This window comes from Nonomuraea sp. NPDC047529 (genome assembly GCF_040642995.1).
Taxonomy (GTDB): domain Bacteria; phylum Actinomycetota; class Actinomycetes; order Streptosporangiales; family Streptosporangiaceae; genus Nonomuraea.
The window spans coordinates 57,425-74,543 of sequence record NZ_JBEYTJ010000018.1 but is presented as its reverse complement, the minus strand read 5'-3'; the positions used below and the strand labels follow the sequence as shown (position 1 = coordinate 74,543).

17 protein-coding genes are annotated in these 17,119 nt (G+C 71.4%); 5 read left to right on the top strand and 12 right to left on the bottom strand.

The features are described 5' to 3' along the window. Positions 1-4: 4 nt before the first annotated feature. The 8 genes from ABZ815_RS26900 to ABZ815_RS26865 all read right to left on the bottom strand — a co-directional run bounded on the left by ABZ815_RS26900 (position 5) and on the right by ABZ815_RS26865 (position 4,882). Positions 5-463 (bottom strand): hypothetical protein, encoded by a 459-nt coding sequence (locus ABZ815_RS26900; RefSeq protein ID WP_357702523.1) that lies wholly within the window; start codon positions 461-463, stop codon positions 5-7. Positions 464-473: 10 nt separating this feature from the next. Continuing rightward, positions 474-1,919: a hypothetical protein gene (locus tag ABZ815_RS26895; protein WP_357702521.1), complete on the bottom strand. Its 1,446-nt coding sequence runs from the start codon at positions 1,917-1,919 to the stop codon at positions 474-476. Positions 1,920-1,928: 9 nt separating this feature from the next. Further along, on the bottom strand, positions 1,929-2,333 hold the full coding sequence (locus ABZ815_RS26890; protein WP_357702519.1) for a hypothetical protein: 405 nt from the start codon (positions 2,331-2,333) through the stop codon (positions 1,929-1,931). Positions 2,334-2,385: 52 nt separating this feature from the next. Then, positions 2,386-2,700: a WXG100 family type VII secretion target gene (locus tag ABZ815_RS26885; RefSeq protein ID WP_357702517.1), complete on the bottom strand. Its 315-nt coding sequence runs from the start codon at positions 2,698-2,700 to the stop codon at positions 2,386-2,388. A 13-nt stretch (positions 2,701-2,713) separates the two neighbouring features. After that, positions 2,714-3,040 carry a WXG100 family type VII secretion target gene (locus ABZ815_RS26880; protein WP_357702515.1) on the bottom strand — a complete coding sequence of 109 codons (327 nt, stop codon included), beginning with the start codon at positions 3,038-3,040 and terminating at the stop codon, positions 2,714-2,716. A gap of 126 nt (positions 3,041-3,166) precedes the next feature. Then, positions 3,167-3,610 carry a YbaB/EbfC family DNA-binding protein gene (locus tag ABZ815_RS26875; protein ID WP_357702513.1) on the bottom strand — a complete coding sequence of 148 codons (444 nt, stop codon included), beginning with the start codon at positions 3,608-3,610 and terminating at the stop codon, positions 3,167-3,169. Between the two features lie 46 nt (positions 3,611-3,656). Continuing rightward, a complete protein-coding gene (locus ABZ815_RS26870; protein ID WP_357702511.1) occupies positions 3,657-4,571 on the bottom strand; it encodes a hypothetical protein in 915 nt (304 codons plus the stop codon). Beyond that, positions 4,568-4,882, bottom strand: coding sequence for a hypothetical protein (locus ABZ815_RS26865; RefSeq protein WP_357702509.1), 315 nt, complete (start codon positions 4,880-4,882; stop codon positions 4,568-4,570). Before ABZ815_RS26865 ends, ABZ815_RS26870 begins: the two co-directional genes overlap by 4 nt. A gap of 125 nt (positions 4,883-5,007) precedes the next feature. Between ABZ815_RS26865 and ABZ815_RS26860 the strand changes: the two genes are divergently transcribed. Then, positions 5,008-5,436, top strand: coding sequence for a YbaB/EbfC family nucleoid-associated protein (locus ABZ815_RS26860; protein ID WP_357702507.1), 429 nt, complete (start codon positions 5,008-5,010; stop codon positions 5,434-5,436). A 28-nt stretch (positions 5,437-5,464) separates the two neighbouring features. On the opposite strand, the gene eccD is transcribed toward ABZ815_RS26860, so the two are convergent. Beyond that, a complete protein-coding gene (gene eccD, locus ABZ815_RS26855; protein ID WP_357702506.1) occupies positions 5,465-6,901 on the bottom strand; it encodes a type VII secretion integral membrane protein EccD in 1,437 nt (478 codons plus the stop codon). Between the two features lie 102 nt (positions 6,902-7,003). Between eccD and eccCa the strand changes: the two genes are divergently transcribed. Genes eccCa through ABZ815_RS26840 form a run of 3 tightly spaced genes read left to right on the top strand, consistent with a single transcriptional unit; the run spans position 7,004 to position 12,356 of the window. Further along, positions 7,004-10,993: a type VII secretion protein EccCa gene (gene eccCa / locus ABZ815_RS26850; RefSeq protein WP_357702504.1), complete on the top strand. Its 3,990-nt coding sequence runs from the start codon at positions 7,004-7,006 to the stop codon at positions 10,991-10,993. Next, on the top strand, positions 10,993-11,277 hold the full coding sequence (locus ABZ815_RS26845; protein WP_357702502.1) for a hypothetical protein: 285 nt from the start codon (positions 10,993-10,995) through the stop codon (positions 11,275-11,277). Before eccCa ends, ABZ815_RS26845 begins: the two co-directional genes overlap by 1 nt. Beyond that, positions 11,274-12,356, top strand: a complete 1,083-nt coding sequence (locus ABZ815_RS26840) for a transglycosylase SLT domain-containing protein (protein ID WP_357702500.1) — start codon at positions 11,274-11,276, stop codon at positions 12,354-12,356. The genes ABZ815_RS26845 and ABZ815_RS26840 overlap by 4 nt, the downstream gene beginning before the upstream one ends. Positions 12,357-12,359: 3 nt before the next feature. On the opposite strand, the gene ABZ815_RS26835 is transcribed toward ABZ815_RS26840, so the two are convergent. From ABZ815_RS26835 to ABZ815_RS26825, 3 genes are all read right to left on the bottom strand, one after another. Beyond that, a complete protein-coding gene (locus ABZ815_RS26835) occupies positions 12,360-14,663 on the bottom strand; it encodes a protein kinase (protein ID WP_357702498.1) in 2,304 nt (767 codons plus the stop codon). Between the two features lie 91 nt (positions 14,664-14,754). After that, positions 14,755-15,903, bottom strand: coding sequence for a S8 family serine peptidase (locus tag ABZ815_RS26830; RefSeq protein WP_357702496.1), 1,149 nt, complete (start codon positions 15,901-15,903; stop codon positions 14,755-14,757). 90 nt (positions 15,904-15,993) lie between these two features. Then, complete coding sequence (locus ABZ815_RS26825) at positions 15,994-16,266, bottom strand: WXG100 family type VII secretion target (RefSeq protein WP_357702494.1); 273 nt, start codon at positions 16,264-16,266, stop codon at positions 15,994-15,996. A gap of 124 nt (positions 16,267-16,390) precedes the next feature. Here ABZ815_RS26825 and ABZ815_RS26820 point away from each other — a divergent pair, with 124 nt between their 5' ends. Then, positions 16,391-17,110, top strand: coding sequence for an SDR family oxidoreductase (locus ABZ815_RS26820; protein ID WP_357702492.1), 720 nt, complete (start codon positions 16,391-16,393; stop codon positions 17,108-17,110). The last annotated feature ends 9 nt before the right edge of the window (positions 17,111-17,119 follow it).

Genomic DNA, 17,119 nt, shown 5'->3' with positions numbered 1-17,119 from the left:
TGTCTCAGACCTCCCGCCGCGCGGCGGCTTCCTCGGTCGCCTGCTCGGCGCCGTCCGACGCCTTGGAGATGTCGAGCAGCGCCTCGACCGTGCTGCCGGCCTGCTCGACCATGGAGGCGTACAGGCCGCTGGCGGAACCCTGCTCGCCGATCAGCTGGGAATAGGCCGAGTTGACCGCCAGCGCGAAGTGCATGGCGGCGGGCCACTCGCCCATCTGGTTCTGACTGAGCGCGCAGTACCGCTGGAGGTCGGGCAGCGCGCCGGCCCCCTCGGGCAACTGCGGCTCGGGGGCCTTGGCCCCCGGCGCGGTCAGGAACTCCGTGACCGGTGGACGCGTGGGCGTCTTGAGCTTCTTGAGCAGCTCGTTCACCTCGCCGGCGATGCGCTTGATCTCCGTGCGGTTGGTCAAGTTGTCCTTGTCCCCGTCGAGCCCGGGCCAGTTGGGGTCCAGTTCGAGCGCCATGGCCGCCTCCCTAACCGATCACCGGTGAGATGGAGCCCTCGTGGTGGCTCCACACGTCGTTGTCCTCCTTCAGGAGGGTCGAGGTCTCGACCTGTCCCTGCTCGGCGCCCTGCCCGCCGCCGCCGGTGAAGGGCATGAACGGCATGCCGCCGCCCGCCGCGCCCGCCCGTGCCGCCGCCGCCGCGGGCGCGCTCCCCTGGGTGTACGACCCGGGGCCGCCGATCACCGCGGGCGTCCCCGAGGCCGGTGAGGGGTAGGTCGGCTGGGTCACGAACGACTGGTTCGGGGGCGTGGGGTTGGTGGGCGTGATGGTCGGGTGGTAACCGGCCGTCTCGGTGGCGCGCGGGTCGCGGGCGTCCACGTCCTGCGGCTGGGTGGCGCGGTCGCCGGTGGTGTTGTTGTCGAGCACGGGGGGCGTGGTGCCGTCGCCGGTCGAGGACGAGCCGCCGGTGCCGGATCCGGTGCCCTGACCGCCCGAGGGGTCGGTGCCCGGGGTGTCCGTCCCGGGGGTGTCCGGACGGTCCGTGCCGGGGGTGTCGCCGCCGGGGGTCTGGTCCCCGGGGCGGGGGTCGGTGCCGCCGTTACCGCCGTTGCCGCCGTTGCCGCCGTCCTGGCCGCCGTTACCGCCGCTGCCCGATCCGCCCGATCCGCCTGACCCACCGGAACCGCCGGTTCCGCCGTGGGCGCCGCCGCCGCTCCCGGAGCCGTTCGAGCCGCCGCCGGAGTCGCCGGAACCGCCGCCGTTCCAGTACGTGCCCTTCGTGTACGGCGTGTGCTGGTCGAGCGGCATGTCCCGTTCGGGGGCCGGCGTCTCGGCCGGCTTCACCTCGGGCAGCTCGACGACGACGCTGGCCGGGATGCGGAAGTCGTACAGGTCGACGATGTGGTTGTTGAGCTTCTCCAGCGCCCGCCGGGCCACGTCGGCCTGCATCTCGGTAGGCGACTTGGTGAGGCCGGGCTTGGGCTCCGGGTAGTTGTGCGACGTCTGGGGCCCGAGCACCGGCGGCGTGTACGACGGCGACGGCGTCGAGGTCGGAGCCTTCGGCGGCGGGCCCGCCGAGGGCTTCGGGGTGGCCGTCTGCGCGTTCTTGGCGGCCTCGACCTCCTCGATGGCCGTCGGCAGGTAGTCACGCCCGTACAGGATCAGCGCCTCGGACATCTTGTCCATGGCCTCGGCGATCTCCTGGCCGGAGGCGTTGAGCAGCTGCAGCGCCCGCTGCGCCTGCGCGGACGTGTCCGACCGCCACGCGCCGGACAGATCCTTGCCGATCTGGGGCAGCGCCTCGGCCACCCCACGGATGATCTTGGCCACCTGCTTGTAGGACAGCCCCCGGTCGTGCACCTCCATGGCGGAGGTGGCCTTGAGCCATCCTTCGATCTGTTCCCGCGACGCGGTGACGGGCCCGGTCGTCGGACGCCGGGACTCGTCACGGATGTCGACCTTGCGCTCAGCCAACGCTGCTGCTCACTCTCGGCCCGGGTTGGTCTTGGCGTAGCTGTCGGCGCTGTCCCTGATCGCCTTGACCAGTTTCTGGCAGCACTCGACGTAGTCCTGGTACAGACCGGCGAGCAACGCGCCGCGGCCCTCCAGCGACACCTGGCCGCCGGGGTCCGCGCCGGTGCTGCCCACGCTGTGCGCGAGGGCGCTGGCCGCCGGCCACCGCCCTATGTGCTCCTCGCCCAGCGTGAAGTACCTGGTGAGGGTCTCCACGGAGCCGGTGACGCCGTTCCTGTTGCCGCCGGCGCCCTGGGTGAGCGCCAGAGCGATCTCCAGGTCGTCGGCTATGGCGCGCATCCTGCCCACGTCGTAGTAGAGCTCGGCGTCGGTGTCGTCGAGCCCAGGCCACGGTTCGGGTTCGAGCCCGGCCATGATCCTCCCCTCACAAGGCTCGGCCACCGCGTGGGTGGCCGACACGAAAACGTCAGCCGTCGTACCAGATGGACTTGTTGCGGTTCTCGGCCGCGCGGTAGTTCTCGTTGGCGATCTGGACGGCCTTCTGCAGCTCGTCCAGCTGCCCGCGCATCTGGGCGGCGGCGGCCTGCCACTTCGTCTCGTGCTGCCGGAAGAACGTCTCGGCGCCGTCCGGGCCCTCCCAGTGACCGGCCAGGTCGTTCTTCAGCCGGGTCATCAGGTCGTCGGTGGCCTTCTCGAAGGACCCGAGGATCTTGATGAAGTCGCCCTGGGCGAGCTCCATGTGCCCGAAGTTGACTTTGGTGAAGTCCAGCTCAGCTGACATCGCGGTCCCCTCCCTACTTGATGTCGACGTTGATCAGGGACTCGACACGGCCCATACCGGCCTGGACGTCCTGGTCGGCCGCGGAGTAGACGACCGCGTTGACGCCCATCTTGTCGGCGATGCCCTCCAGGTCGGTCCGTACGGCCCGCATGGAGTTGTCCCAGTTGGTCATGGCGTTCTTGAACCTGGCCGCCGCAGGGCCGAGCCAGCCGGTGTTGAGAAGACCGTTGGAGGTCGTCTCAACCGCCGTCCTCAGACCCTCGATGTACTGGGCGGTGTCCACCACGTGGCCAGAGGCCACCTTGATCTGGCTCGGGCTTGCCCCAAAGAATTCGGACACTCGTCACCTCCATAACGATCATTTCGGTCGCTTACCCATATAAGCACCAAAGCCCCCATGAGTAACAGCGGACTCAGTGGCCTAGATGTAACAACTTCTCGACATGCCAGCAAACGCCCTGGTCAATCACAGGTCCAGTTCGCGGCGGATTCTGTCGAACTCTTGCATGGTGCTCTCGAAGGCCCGTTCGTAGCTGGCCTCCGCCTTGCGGATCTGACGCAGCGCCTGGTCGGGGTTCTCCAGCATCCGCATCGGGTTGCCGCTCTCGCCGAACATCTGGGTCAGGAGCGCGTCGGCCTGCCGCTGGAGGTCGACGGTCGCCAGATCGACGGCCACCTTGATCCTCTCCGACAGCTCGACCGCGCTCAGCCGCATCGCCTTCGGCTGGATGTCCAGCGTGCGCAGGCCCTCCTGGCCGTACTCGACGAGGACCAGGTGTCCGTCGTCCTCGCCCCGGCCCACCAGGGCGGACATGGCCTTCTGCAGCTCCTCGGACTTGCTGAGCTGCTCGTCCATGTTGTTCAGGAGCCGGTCCATGTCGATGTCACCGAGGTCCCCGAAATCCGCCATCGACTCCATCCCTCCCCTAGGGCATATCCCGGCGATCTAACCACAATCACGGCTTTGTGGTACTCACCTCAGGGACGACCCAGTCGAAGCCCTGGTACCCGGCGGGCAACTGCCCGGGCGCGGCGGGCTCCTGGAAGGAGGGCAGGTTCTTGGCGTCGATCGTGGCCCGGCCGAAGTCGACGGCGGCCGCGCCCCCCGGCAGCACGAAGCCGAACTGGTGCTGCTTCCTGATCAGCGTCCCGAGCACCTGCATGCCGCCTCTGAGCAGCTGCGCCAGCATCCCGGTCATGATCGCGGCGGCGCTGATCAGCGCCGAGCCGACGAGGTGCTCCAGGATCATCCCGGCCGCCGCGACCTGCGGGACCGGCGCCAGTTTCATCCGCACGGCCGTGAGCAGCAGCGTGATCCCGGTCACGACCGTCGAGCCGATCTGCATCCAGTAGTTGCGCACGCCGGCGGCCACCTCGTCCAGCACGCCGCCGATCTCGCCGAACGAGTTGCGCAGCGCGCCGATCTCCTGGTGGAACAGCGCCTGCACGCGGCCGAACTCCGTCTGGTCGGCGGCGATCCAGCCGGTCCTGGACGTGGCCAGGATCTGCGGCATGAGGTTCTTCACGCCGTCGTCGAGGCGGGCGCTGATGCCGTACTTCCAGACGTTGGCCGCCTCGGCCATGGCGAACTCGTCGGCCGCGCCCACCGCCACGATGGCGGTCACGGCCACCAGGTACGGCGAGAACCGGCCCGCGCGCTTCAGCAGGTTCAGCACCCGCGTGCTGAGCGACTCCGCCGAGCCGGCGCCCACCGGGCCGAGCTTGCCGGTGGCGGGGTTGAGCGGGATCGACGGCGAGCGCGGCGGGCCGACCGAGCCGCCCTTGTTGACCGCCTTCAGCAGGGACGAACCGCCGCCGCCGCGCGAGGCGCCCCTGCCCTTGTTGATGGCGTCGAGATAGGGGTCGCTCATGCGCGGTACTGGATGATGCTGGCGTCCTCTGCCGCCCGCCAGTTGCGCTCGCACACGGTCAGCGCGCCGGACCAGCCGTCCAGGGCGCCCTCGGCCTCCCCCATCAGGCCGTCGGCACGGTCCATGACGGCCTCGTACGTGCTGCCGATGATCATGTTGCCCAGGATGCCGAAGCCCAGGCCGTCCACGGCCGTGAGCGGGATCAGGCCTTTGACGAAACCGACGATCCCCGTCTTCAGCTCGGACTCCACCCGTTGGCGCGTCTTGCCGATGGTCGTCGAGGTGATATGGATTTCCCGATTCGTTGCCACGACGTCCGATTGTTGCGGCGGTTTGCCCCTATTTCAGTACCCATAGCGCGGTTTTCGTGATCACTTCAGGGGACGGAAAACCACCGCTCCCCGTTCGTTAACCTACGGGCGGTGGCGTGCAGGCCATGGACCCCATCGACTTCAACCCCGACGACCTCGACCGCGTGATCAGCGAGAGCGAACGCTCGGTCCGCAACCTGGCCGGCATGCTGGACGAGCTCAGCCTGGTCACCGGCCAGGGCGAGAGCCGCAGCGGCGCGGTCACCGCGCGCGTGGACGCCGACGGCCGCCTGGAGGAGCTGAGGCTGGCGCCCAGGGCGAGCCGCCTGGAGCTGGACGAGCTGACCGAGGAGATCGTCCAGGCCGTCCGAACCGCCCAGGACGACCAGTCGCGCAGGCTCAGGGACGTGATCCCGCCCGCGTCGTTCGGCGGTCTGTCGGCCGAGGCAGTCACCCGGCAGTTCCAGGACCTCCAGGACGGCCTCTCGCGGGAGCTGAACGACCGCTTCGACGCCCTGGAGGCCATCCGCCGCCGCGTCCTGTCGGACGACTGAGCCCCGGCGCCCTCCCAGGCCGGTACGGCTAACCGGCCAGGCCGCGCACCCAGGCGTAGACCTCCAGCACCCCGAGCGCCAACGGCACCAGCGCGACGATCAGCGCCCACTCCGTGATGTCGGCGGCCCTCCCCCAGAACGGCGAGGGCCTGCCGCCGGGCAGCCACACGCCCATGCCGACGACCACCATGGCGGCCCACAGCAGCCCGAGCACCACGGCCACGGAGGCCACGCCGCCCATGCCGATCCCGACGGACACGGCCACCGCGCCGAGCGCGGTCAGCCCGACCAGCAGCAGCCACAACCGCTGCCCGACGCCCTGGAACACCCGGGCCCGCATGATCTGCGTGAACGCCAGCACCAGGGACATGGCCACCGAGACCCACCGGCCGTCCGCGACGAACAGCGCGTGCGCCCCGGCCCCGACCAGCGCGACGCCCACGATCATGCCGGTCGCGTACCGCCGCGCCGCGCCCGTGCGCTCCAGCACCGAGGCGCTGTCGAGCCGCTGGTTGTCGCCGCGCAGTTCCTCGGCGTTGGTGGGCATGGACGGCAGCGGCACGCGGGCCAGCCGGAACGACAGCACGGGCACCAGCGGGCTGAACGCCATCACGACGGCCGCGCCGACGGCCGCCACACCTGCGGGCGACGCCCCGGTCACCATGATCACGGCCGCGCAGATCGCGCCGACCATCGAGGCGATGGCCGTGCCGAGGAAGCCCGGCACGCCGTCGGCGATCGCGGTGCCGCCGAGCGTGGCCACCAGCGCGGTGCAGGCCAGCGCCCCGAGGAGCTGCGGCGCGCCGACGGTGGCCAATCCGCCGCCGGCGGCGGGGGCGAGCAGCCCGGCCAGGAACGCGTACGGCAGCGCGGCGTACCCGATCAGCGCGCCCGAGCCCGAGTCGCCGACCGCCCGCGAGATCGCCATCCCCACGCCGATGATCAGCAGCGCGAGCGCCCCGGCCACGATCGCGGTCACCATGGGGGTGAGCCCGCCGAACGCCAGCGCCACCGCGCCGGCGACGAGCAGCCCGCAGGCCGCGCCGCCGCCCATCCCGCGGGTCAGGTCGGCCGACCACTTGCCCTTGCCCTCGCGCACGCCGGTGGCGACCACGTCGGCCACGTCGTCGAACCTGGCCGGCGGCAGTGCGACCGCGCGCGGGCGCAGGTAGAGGATCTCGCCGTCCAGCACGCCCAGCGCGCCGAGGCTCTGGCCCAGGTCGAAGGGGGGACCGCCGAGGCGCTGGAGCGTCCAGCCGGGCGCGGTCGCGATGTCGCCGCCCAGCTCGCCCATCGCCCTGAGCAGCCCGGGAAGCACGTGCGGCAGCGGGATGTCGGCGGGCAGCGCCAGGTCGGCCTTCCTGCGCGGCCCTACAACTGTCACGTGGCACAGCGGCGGGAGCGGAGCGGGCACCTGGTGCAACGCGCCCTGCTGTGGAGGCGGGATCTCGGCCAACGATGTCACAAACACAACATAGCGAGACAGTGTTAACTCAGACCTCAACTCGGACGTAAGGCACATCTGGTAAGAAGGTTCTTCCGAGCACCAGAAGGGCCTGTCACTAGGGTGAGCATCGTCGTAGTACGGCGCCCGGAGCGCCGCCCCAGCCCGAAGGCTCCGCGCGGGGAGATCCTGCTGGAGTCTCCACCGGAGATCCCCGAGGTCCAGTCACAAGGCATGATGGCGGTGCTGACGTACCTGCCGATGGTGGCGGGCGCGGCGGCGATGGGTCTGATGTTCACCGCCGGCGGCACCAACGCCAACCCCATCATGTACGTGGCCAGCGGCCTGTTCGCGTTCTCGATGGTCGGCATGACGGTCGGTCAGATGGGCCGCCAGGCGGGCGAGCGCAAACAGCGGCTCAACGGCGCCCGGCGCGACTACTTCCGCTACCTGGCGCAGATCCGCAAGAAGGTGCGCAAGGCCGCCATCCAGCAGCGCGAGGCCCTGGAGTGGAGCGGCCCGTCCCCCGACACGCTCTGGTGGACCGCGATGGGCCCGCGCCTGTGGGAGCGCCGCCCCCGCGACGAGGACTTCAGCACGGTACGGCTCGGCACCGGCATCCAGAAGCTGGCCGTCCAGCTCATCCCCCCGGACTCCAAGCCGGTCGAGGACCTGGACGCCCTGTCGGCCGGCGCGCTGCGCCGCTTCATCCGCACCCACTCGACCGTCGAACGCCTCCCGGTCGCCGTCGCGCTGCACTCCTTCGCCCGCATCAAGCTGGACGGCGACCCCGCCCTGGTCCGCGACCTGGTCCGGGCCATGATCGCGCAGATGGCCGTCTTCCACTCCCCCGACGACATGCGGATCATGGTGTGCGCGAGCAAGGAGTGGATGAGCCACTGGGAATGGGTCAAGTGGCTGCCGCACGCGCTGCACCCCGAGGAGACCGACGGCGCCGGCCAGGTCAGGCTCATGGCCGAGAACCTGTCCCAGCTCGACCGCCTGGTGGGCGGCGAGCTGAAGGAACGGGCCCGGTTCAAGCCGGGCGCCTCGCCGGACGCGCTGCCGTACCACGTGCTCATCCTGGACGGCGGCCACGTGCCGCAGGACTCGCAGCTCGGCGCGGACGCCATCGACGGCGTGACCGTGATCGACCTGACGAACTCGGCCGGCACCGTCGAGGAACGCAGCACGCTGCGGCTGCGCATCGACGCCGCCGGCTTCCACATGGTCAAGCTGGACCACGCGGGCCGCGAGAACACCAACCGGCTCGGCGACCCCGACTCGCTGGACTACCTGCGCGCCGAGGGGCTGGCCCGCCAGCTCGCGCCGCTGCGCGCGTCCTCGGCCAAGGGCGGCGACGCCCAGGACGTGCTGGCGGTCAACACGACCCTGACCGAGCTGCTCGGCGTCGGCGACCCGACCCGGCTGGAGCCGTCGGTGACCTGGCGGCCGCGCGCGGGCCGCAACCGGCTGCGGGTGCCGATCGGGCTCGGCGCCGACGGCCGGCTGGTCGAGCTGGACATCAAGGAGTCGGCGCAGGGCGGCATGGGCCCGCACGGCCTGGTCATCGGCGCGACCGGCTCGGGCAAGAGCGAGCTGCTGCGCACGCTGGTGCTCGGGCTCGCGGTCACGCACTCCTCGGAGATCCTCAACTTCGTGCTCGTCGACTTCAAGGGCGGCGCGACCTTCCTCGGCCTGGACGGCCTCTCGCACGTCTCCGCGGTCATCACGAACCTGGAGGACGAGCTGCCGCTCGTGGACCGCATGCACGACGCCCTGCACGGCGAGATGGTGCGCCGCCAGGAGCTGCTGCGCGCGGCCGGCAACTACGCCTCCCTGCGCGACTACGAAAAGGCCCGCGAGCAGGGCGCCAACCTGCGCCCGCTGCCCACGCTGTTCGTCATCCTGGACGAGTTCAGCGAGCTGCTGACGGCCAAGCCCGAGTTCATCGACCTGTTCGTGATGATCGGCCGGCTCGGGCGTTCGCTCGGCGTGCACCTGCTGCTGGCCTCACAGCGGCTGGAGGAGGGACGGCTGCGCGGCCTCGACACGCACCTTTCGTACCGGATCGGCCTGCGGACGTTCTCGGCCATGGAGAGCCGGGTCGTGCTGGGCGTGGCCGACGCGTACGAGCTGCCGTCCGCGCCGGGCAACGGGTACCTGAAGTTCGACACCACCGGCATGACCCGCTTCAAGGCCGCGTACGTGTCGGGCCCCCACCATGTCGACCTGCGGCACGTCGCCACCCACGACGGCTCGGTGACGGTCAGGGAGATCGTCGAGTACGGCCCCGACTTCGTGCCCGTCCCGATGGTCGACGAGCAGCCCGAGGACCCCGCGGCGCAGGAGGAGAGCAACAAGGCGCAGCAGAGCCTCCTGGACATCGTCGTCGGCCGCCTGGTGGGCCAGGGGCCGGCCGCGCACCGCATCTGGCTGCCGCCGCTGGCCGAGCCGCCCACGCTGGCGCACCTGCTGCCGCCGCTGTCGGTCACGCCCGAGCTGGGGCTGTCCACCGCCGGCTGGCCGGGACGCGGCCGGCTGCAGGCCGTCGTGGGGCTCATCGACCGGCCGTTCGAGCAGCGGCGGGACCCGTACTGGCTGGACCTGTCCGGCGCGGCCGGGCACGTGGGCGTGGCGGGCGGCCCGCAGAGCGGCAAGAGCACGATCCTGCGCACGCTGATCACCAGCATGGCGCTCACGCACACGCCCGCCGAGGTGCAGTTCTACTGCCTGGACTTCGGCGGCGGCGCGCTGTCCTCACTGGAGGGGCTGCCGCACGTCGGCGGCGTGGCCTCCAGGCTCGACGCCGACCGGGTGCGCCGCACGGTCGCCGAGATCGCCTCGATCCTGCGCGACCGGGAACGCGAGTTCACCGAGAACGGCGTCGACTCCATGGGCACCTACCGCAAGCGGGTGGCCGACGGCTCCCTCCAGGGCGACGGCTGGGGCGACATCTTCCTCGTCGTGGACGGCTGGCTGACGATCCGGCAGGACTTCGAGACCCTGGAACCGGTCATCACCGACCTGGCGGCGCGCGGCCTCGGCTACGGCATCCACGTGGTGGCGGCCACCGGCAAGTGGTCGGAGTTCCGGCCGGGCATCCGTGACCTGTTCGGCACGCGGGTGGAGCTCAAGCTCGGCGACGCCTACGAGTCCGAGATCAACAGGAAGAAGTCCCTGGCCGTGCCGGAAGGCGTGCCCGGACGCGGCCTGACCAAGGACGGCCTGCACTTCCTCGGCGCCCTGCCCAGGATCGACGGCGTGCAGGACTCCGACGACCTGGCCACCGGGCTCCAGGGCCTGGTGCAGGCGATCGGCGACTCCTGGCAGGGGCCGCCCGCCAAGCAGGTCAGGCTGCTGCCGTCGGTGCTGCCCGCCGCGTCGCTGCCGGGTGTGGAGGAGACCGGCAAGGAGCGGATCGCGATCGGCGTGGACGAGGCCGCGCTCGCGCCCGTGCTGATCGACTTCGACGCCGACCCGCACTTCATCGTGGTCGGCGACACCGAGAGCGGCAAGTCCAACATGCTCAAGGTGATCGCCGAGAACGTCGTCGCCCGGCACACGCCGCGCGAGGCCATGATGATCGTGATCGACTACCGCCGGTCGCTGCTGGACACGGCGGTCAGCGAGAACCGCATCGGCTACGCCGCCTCCAGCGCCGCCGCGCTCGAACTGGTCAACGACGCCCGCAACGCCCTGCTCAAGCGCCTGCCGCCGGCGAACCTCACGCCCGAGCAGCTGCGCGCCCGCGACTGGTGGAAGGGTTCCGACCTGTACATCGTGGTCGACGACTACGACCTGGTGGCCACGTCCAACAACCCGCTGCTGCCGCTGGTCGAGCTGCTGCCGCAGGCCCGGGACATCGGGCTGCACCTGATCATGTCGCGGGCTATGGGCGGCCTGGGCCGGGCCATGTTCGACCCGGTGATCCAGCGCATCAAGGACATGGCCAGCCCCGCGGTGATCCTGTCCGGCAGCAGGGACGAGGGCTTCCTGTTCGGCAACGTACGCGCCCAGCCGCAGCCTCCGGGACGCGGCTTCGTGGTGGACAGAAGGTTCGGCTCGCGGCTGGCGCAGACGGCGTTCTGGCCGCCCCCGGAGGAGGAGTGATGGCAGGACTCGACATCCACTTCGACGCCCTGGACGACTGCCGCATCGCGGCCCATGCCGTGGCGAACAAGTTCGGCGACCTGGCCGACGACTTCCCCGCCACGGCCGTCGACTCCTCGATCTTCGGCAAGCTGGCCGACTCCTCCGCCCTCGCGACCGCCGTGGGCCGGGTGGAGGGCGTCGCCGACAGCGAGTGCGGCAAGGCCAAGAGCCTCGTCCAGAGCGTCGAGCGGGCCCTGGACCTGGTGGAGAGCAACGTGCGGAAGGCGAACGACCCGTCATGAGCGCACCGGAGGCGATCAACAGCCTGCCCGGCGGTCCCGCTCTGGCCGCGCTGGCCGAGCAGGTGACCGGCAACCCGAGCTCGATCCGGGGCATCGCCGCGCGCTGGCGTACGGCCGCGGGCGAGGTGCTCGCCGGAGCGGGCGAGCTCGGCAGCGCCGTCACCACCGTGGACCTGGCCTGGGAGGGCGCCTCGGCGGACGCGTTCGTCCGTTACATGTGGGACTACGGCAGGGCCGGCCAGGGCCTGCACGACGCGTTCGACGCCTGCGCGGACGCGCTCGACGCCGCCGCCGCCGCGCTGGAGAGCTCACAGCGCCAGGTGGACGGCATCTGCGACCGCCTGCTCACCCGCGTGCAGACCTACAAGGACGCCAACCCCGACGCCAAGCCGGAGGACCTGAACGCCGAGATCGGCCGCCTGGTGCGCGAGGAGACCGAGAACGCCGGGCAGCCGGTCAAGGACGCCAAGACCGCCGTCTCCGACGCCAAGAAGGCCATCGACAGCGCGCTGGCCGAGCGCAAGATGACCTTCGCCAAGATCAAGGCGGCGGGCGAGCAGGAGGGCGAGCACAGGTTCGTGCCGGACGCCGATCACCGGCTGGACTGGCGGCGTACCCAGAGCTACACCTCGCCCTATTCGGGCAGCGGCGGCAGCCCCATCATCGGCGGCTACGGCTCCAGCGGCCCGCCGCCCGCCGCGGGCGGCGGGCCGGCGCCCTCGGGCAAGGTGAAGGAGTGGATCGAGGAGGCCGTCGCCATCCTCAAGGCGAACGGCTACCCGGCAGACAAGATGAACGTCAACGACATCTGGATGATCATCCAGCACGAGTCCGGCGGGAACCCGCACGCGATCAACCTGTGGGACTCCAACGCCGCGGCCGGGCACCCCTCCAAGGGGCTCATGCAGACGATCGACCCGACCTTCAACGCCCACGCCATGGACGGCCACCGGAACATCTACAACCCGGTGGACAACATCATCGCCGGCGTGCGCTACTCGATCGATCGCTACGGCAGTGTGTCCGCGGTGCCGGGGGTCGTCGGGACGAAGACCGGATCCGGCTACCGCGGATACTGAGCCCTAGCCGCAGTTGGCCCAGTCGGCGCCGCCCCTGACGGAGCCCGCGCTGCCCGAGTACCGCACGCACTTGCCCTTGGCCGGAAGCTTGACCGGGCCCGCGTAGTACTCGTAGTTGCCGCTGTCGGTGCTGCTCGGGCCGCCCTGAACCTCCAGGGTCGCGCTGACGGGGCTCGCCTTGCCGACGTCGGCGCCGGACTTGAGGGTGACCACGCAGTTCTGGCCCGTGCTGCTGTTGTAGAGCTGGTACGTCGTGCCGCCGCTGAACGGGCTCGACCGCTGGACCACGAAACCGGACCCGCACACCTGCGTCGCCGTGTAGGGGTTCGGCTTGGCCGGGGGCTCGGAGGTCTTGGTGGGCTCCGGCGCCTGGGTGGGCTTCTGGGTGGTGGGCTCAGGAGCCTGGGTGGGCGTCTCGGTCGGCTTCTGCGTCTCGGTCGGCGTCGGCGTCGGGGTCGGAGTCGGAGTCGGCGTGGGCGTCGGGGTGGGCGTCTCCGTCGGCTTCTGCGTCGGCTTCTCCGTGGGCTTCTCCGTCGGCTTCTGGGTCGGCTCCTCGGTGGGCTTCTCCGTCGGCTTCTGGGTGGGCGTCTCGGACGGGGTCGGCGTGACCGTCCTGGTGACCGTGGCCGTCGGCTCGGGCTCCTTGTCGGTCTTCTTCGCCTGCGCGGTCGGCTGGGCCGTCGGCTGCTGGTACGTCGGGACCACCATCTGCTGGGTCACCGTCGGCGTCGGCACCGAGGTCAGCACCGGCACCTGGCGGGTGTCCGTGGAGTCGTCGTCGTCCGGCAGCACCAGCGGGCCCACGCCGTCGTCGTCCGGGGACGGCGTGGTCGCCCAGGGGGCGGTGACCTCGGGCTGGGGCTGCGTGGGCGCGGCGGTCATGGCCTGCTGGGCGGCTGCCGCGCCCGAGCTGGGCGAGGCGGAGGCCGCCGCGGCGGCGGGCTCGAAGGTGACGTTGGAGGAGTAGCGGCTCGCGCCCCACAGGCCGAGGGCCGACAGCAGCACGACCGCCATCACGCCGGCCGCCAGGCCGATCGGGAACGGCTTGCGTGCCGGGGCGGCGCCGGCCGCGCCCGCCGCGACGGGCCGGCCCGGCTCCACGGGCGGGTTCTGCGGTCCGGGCGGCGGTCCCCACGCGGCCTGCACGGGCACCGGCGGGTACTGCACCGGCACCCCCTGCACCGGCTCCTCGTGCGCGGGAAGGTGCTGCATCGGACCGGCCTGCATCGGGTCCTGCCCCATCGGGACGGGAGGCAGTGCGCCGGGCGGGATCGGGCCCTGCTGCATCGGGTCGTGCGGGAACGCGCCCGGCGGGATCGCGCCCTCCGGCAGGAATCCCGGGGGTGCGGGCTGCGGGGGCACCGGGCCGTACGGAGCCGGCACGCCCTCGATGGCCAGGGGCAGCACCGGAGGCCGGCCCGGCACGGGCGGCTGCCCCGGCACCGGAGGCTGACCCGGCATCGGGTACTGGCCGTCGATCAGGGTGACCAGGGCCGCCGGGTCGGACGGCAACTGGACGGGCACGCCGTCGATCGGCGCGGCCGGCATGGGGGCCTTGTCGTCCCCCAGCAGCCGCAGCAGCGCCGTGTACGTCGTGGGCCGTCCGGACACGTCCTTGGACAGCGCCGCGAGCACGGTCTGCCGCAGCGGGTCCGGCAGCCCGTCCACCACGGGCTCGTCCGTGAGGACGGCGTGCGCGTCCTGGCCGAACGGCGCGGAGCCGGTGGCCGCGAACACCACGGTCGCCGCCCAGGCGAAGACGTCGGCGTAGGGCCCGTACTGGAGGCCGTTGAGCTGTTCGGGGGCGCGGTAGCCGATCTCGCCGGCCGGGTCGCCGATCTCGATGTCGGTGACGCGCAGACCCTCGCCGGTGAGGATCACGTTGTTCGGGGTGAGCCCGCGGTGCGCGAACCCGGCCAGGTGCACCGCGGTGAGCGCGGTGAGCATGCCGACCGCCACGCGTTCGAGCGCGTCACCGGTCAGCGGGCCGTCCTCGGCGACGGTCTCGGCCAGCGAACGTCCTTCGACGTGCTCACGTACGACGTAGAGCCGGCCGTCCTGGACGCCGGCGTCGAGCGTACGGGCCACGTACGAGCTGGACACGCGGGCGACGTCCTTGAGCCGGGTCACGAAGTCCGGGTCGGTCGCCGGGTCGACGGTCAGCGTCTTGATCGCGACCGGATCGGCGTCCTCGGACTCCTTGCCCAGATGGACGGCGCCACGCGGGCCCTGCCCCAACTGGCTCACAATGTCGTGGTCGCCGAAGCGCTCCGGTACAGGCGCCTGGGGGGAGTCCTTCTCCACCATGACCGTCCTTTCAGGAGTCTGTCATGATCGAGAGACATTTAACCAAATAAGCCCCATAAGCATCAGCAGTTTCGGTCGCTCGTTCTTACAGTTAACCGTCAATTCGCCCAAGATCCGGCGGCGAGCCGGGCCGCCAGCGCCGCCTGCGTCCCATGGGCACGACCACCCAGGCCGCCATCACGAGCCCGGCCAGCGACAATCCGCCCACCGCGACCACCGTCGCGACCTCCATCGACCGCTGGTCCGGCGGCACGGCCTTGCGCACCACGGTCGCGGGCAGCGGCGGCGGCACCGGCGGCGCCACGGCCACCTGCTCCGACGGCAGGACCGCCGTCACCGCGAGCAGCGGGTTCACCATCCCGGCGCCGGTGCCCGTCCCCGACGCGCCGTCGGCGGTCATCGTGATGCGCCTGCGCACCTGGAGCTGCGTCAGCCCGGGATGGCGGGACCGGACGAGCGCGACCACGCCCGCCACGTAGGGAGCGGCGTAGCTGGTGCCCTTCAGGGCGGACTGGTAGCCCTTGAGCGGCCAGGTCGAGCTGATCCCCTCCCCCGGGCCGAGCACGGCGACCGCGTTGGGGTTGGAGAACGTCGAACGCCCGCCGTCCGGGGTCGCCGAGCCCACCGACAGCACCCCGTCGTAGGCGGCGGGATAGGAGGGGGCCGACGTGCCGTCCTCCTTGGTCAGGTTGCCGGCGGCGGCGACGATCACCACGTCCCGCTCCAGCGCGTAGGCGACGGCCGCCCTCAGGTCGGCCGTGTCGGGGGCGTCGATCGAGAGGTTGATGACGGTGGCGCGCTCGTCCACGGCCGTCTTGATGGCCTTGGCCAGCAGGCCCACGTCGCCTCTGTCGCCGTTGACCTGCTTGATCGACAGCAGCCTGACCCCGGGGGCGACGCCGTGGAAGGGCACGTCCTTGCGCGGCTGGCCGGCGATGATCCCGGCGACCGCCGTGCCGTGGCCGACGCAGTCGCGAAAGCCCGTGTTGGTGAGGTCGGCCTTGCCGCTCAGGCGGATCTGCGGGTGCGTCTCGTCCACGCCGCTGTCGATGACGGCGACCGTGACGCCCCGGCCCGTGGTCAGCGGCCACACCCGCTGCACGTTGAGCCGCCGCTGCGCCCAGCTCTCGGCGATCGCCATGGTGGCCTTCTTGGGCGTGCACCGCTCGGGCGCGGCCTGCGCCGGCGCCGCCGCGAACTGCAGGGCGAGCACGCTCGCCGCCAAGGCGCGACCAATCATGAAGAGAGAGCGTAGCCTGCCCGATCCGGGAGGAACGCTCCCCTCAGGACGGAAGAAGCCCCGGCGCCCGGCCAGGGCCCCCGTCCGTGCTCATTGCGTGGCGGACTCGATGTTCTGCCGGTACGTGTTGATCACCCGCGAAGCCTCCCGCAGCTCCTCGGTCATGCGCGTGAAGGCCGTGCGGTACTGGTTCCAGGCCTCGCCGAACCGCTTGGCCCCGTCACCCGTCCACGCGGTGCCGACCTTGGCCGCCTCCCGGTCGAGCGCCGCCGACACGGTCTGGAGCGCCTCGGCCTGCTGGGTGAACTGGCTCGCCATCTGCTGCATTTCAATGGGGTTGCCGCCGAGCATACTCTGGCTCATGCATACCTCCTGGGGACTGGTGAAAGCGCCCTCACCTTAAAGCGGGCCACCGCCCATCGCCCCCGTTATGCCGAGCGGCTATGGTCGTCCAGAGGATTATTCGGATCAAAGGAGTGATCCATTCATGCGCGAGGTCGTGGTGACGGGTGGCGGCACCGGGATCGGCTATGCCGTCGCCGAGGCGTTCGTCTCCCTCGGCGACCATGTCACGATCACCGGCCGGCGCGAGCAGGTGCTGAAGGCGGCGGCCGGGCGGCTGGGGGCGGCGTACGTGCCGTTCGACGCCGCGAGCCCCGCCGCCGTGCAGGGCGCGCTCGACAGCCTGCCCGCGCACGTCGACGTCCTGGTCAACAACGCCGGGGGCAACACCAACCTGGAACGCGGGCAGTCCGGCGACCTGGCGGACGTCGCCGAGGCGTGGTGGGCCAACCTCAACGCCAACCTGCTGTCCGCCGTCCTGGTCACGACCGCGCTCACGCCGCGCATGGGCGAGGGCGGCCGGATCATCTCCATCGGCTCGATCGCCGCGCGCGGCACCGGGTCCGGCTCGTACGGGGCCGCGAAGGCCGCCGTCGAGTCCTGGACCGCCGACCTGGCCGCCGAGCTGGGCCCCCGGGGCGTCACCGCCAACGTGGTGGCTCCCGGGCTGGTGATGGAGACCGAGTTCTTCCGCGGCAGGCTCACGGAGGAGAGCGTCAAGGCCCGCGTGCAGAAAACGCGCAACGGCCGCCCTGGCACCCCCTCTGACGTGGCCGATACCGTTCTCTTTCTGGCATCCGCGGGAGCCGGGCACATGACGGGGCAGGTGCTGCATCTCAACGGCGGCGCGTACCTCGGCCGCTGAGCACTCACG

Coding starts and splice junctions, on each gene's coding strand:
- ABZ815_RS26860 (WP_357702507.1), top strand. CDS start 5,008: ATGGACCCCATCGACTTCAACCCCGACGACCTCGACCGCGTGATCAGC.
- ABZ815_RS26875 (WP_357702513.1), bottom strand. CDS start 3,610: ATGGCGGATTTCGGGGACCTCGGTGACATCGACATGGACCGGCTCCTG.
- ABZ815_RS26820 (WP_357702492.1), top strand. CDS start 16,391: ATGCGCGAGGTCGTGGTGACGGGTGGCGGCACCGGGATCGGCTATGCC.
- ABZ815_RS26830 (WP_357702496.1), bottom strand. CDS start 15,903: ATGATTGGTCGCGCCTTGGCGGCGAGCGTGCTCGCCCTGCAGTTCGCG.
- ABZ815_RS26845 (WP_357702502.1), top strand. CDS start 10,993: ATGGCAGGACTCGACATCCACTTCGACGCCCTGGACGACTGCCGCATC.
- ABZ815_RS26870 (WP_357702511.1), bottom strand. CDS start 4,571: ATGAGCGACCCCTATCTCGACGCCATCAACAAGGGCAGGGGCGCCTCG.
- ABZ815_RS26885 (WP_357702517.1), bottom strand. CDS start 2,700: ATGTCAGCTGAGCTGGACTTCACCAAAGTCAACTTCGGGCACATGGAG.
- ABZ815_RS26835 (WP_357702498.1), bottom strand. CDS start 14,663: ATGGTGGAGAAGGACTCCCCCCAGGCGCCTGTACCGGAGCGCTTCGGC.
- ABZ815_RS26900 (WP_357702523.1), bottom strand. CDS start 463: ATGGCGCTCGAACTGGACCCCAACTGGCCCGGGCTCGACGGGGACAAG.
- ABZ815_RS26890 (WP_357702519.1), bottom strand. CDS start 2,333: ATGGCCGGGCTCGAACCCGAACCGTGGCCTGGGCTCGACGACACCGAC.
- ABZ815_RS26825 (WP_357702494.1), bottom strand. CDS start 16,266: ATGAGCCAGAGTATGCTCGGCGGCAACCCCATTGAAATGCAGCAGATG.
- ABZ815_RS26840 (WP_357702500.1), top strand. CDS start 11,274: ATGAGCGCACCGGAGGCGATCAACAGCCTGCCCGGCGGTCCCGCTCTG.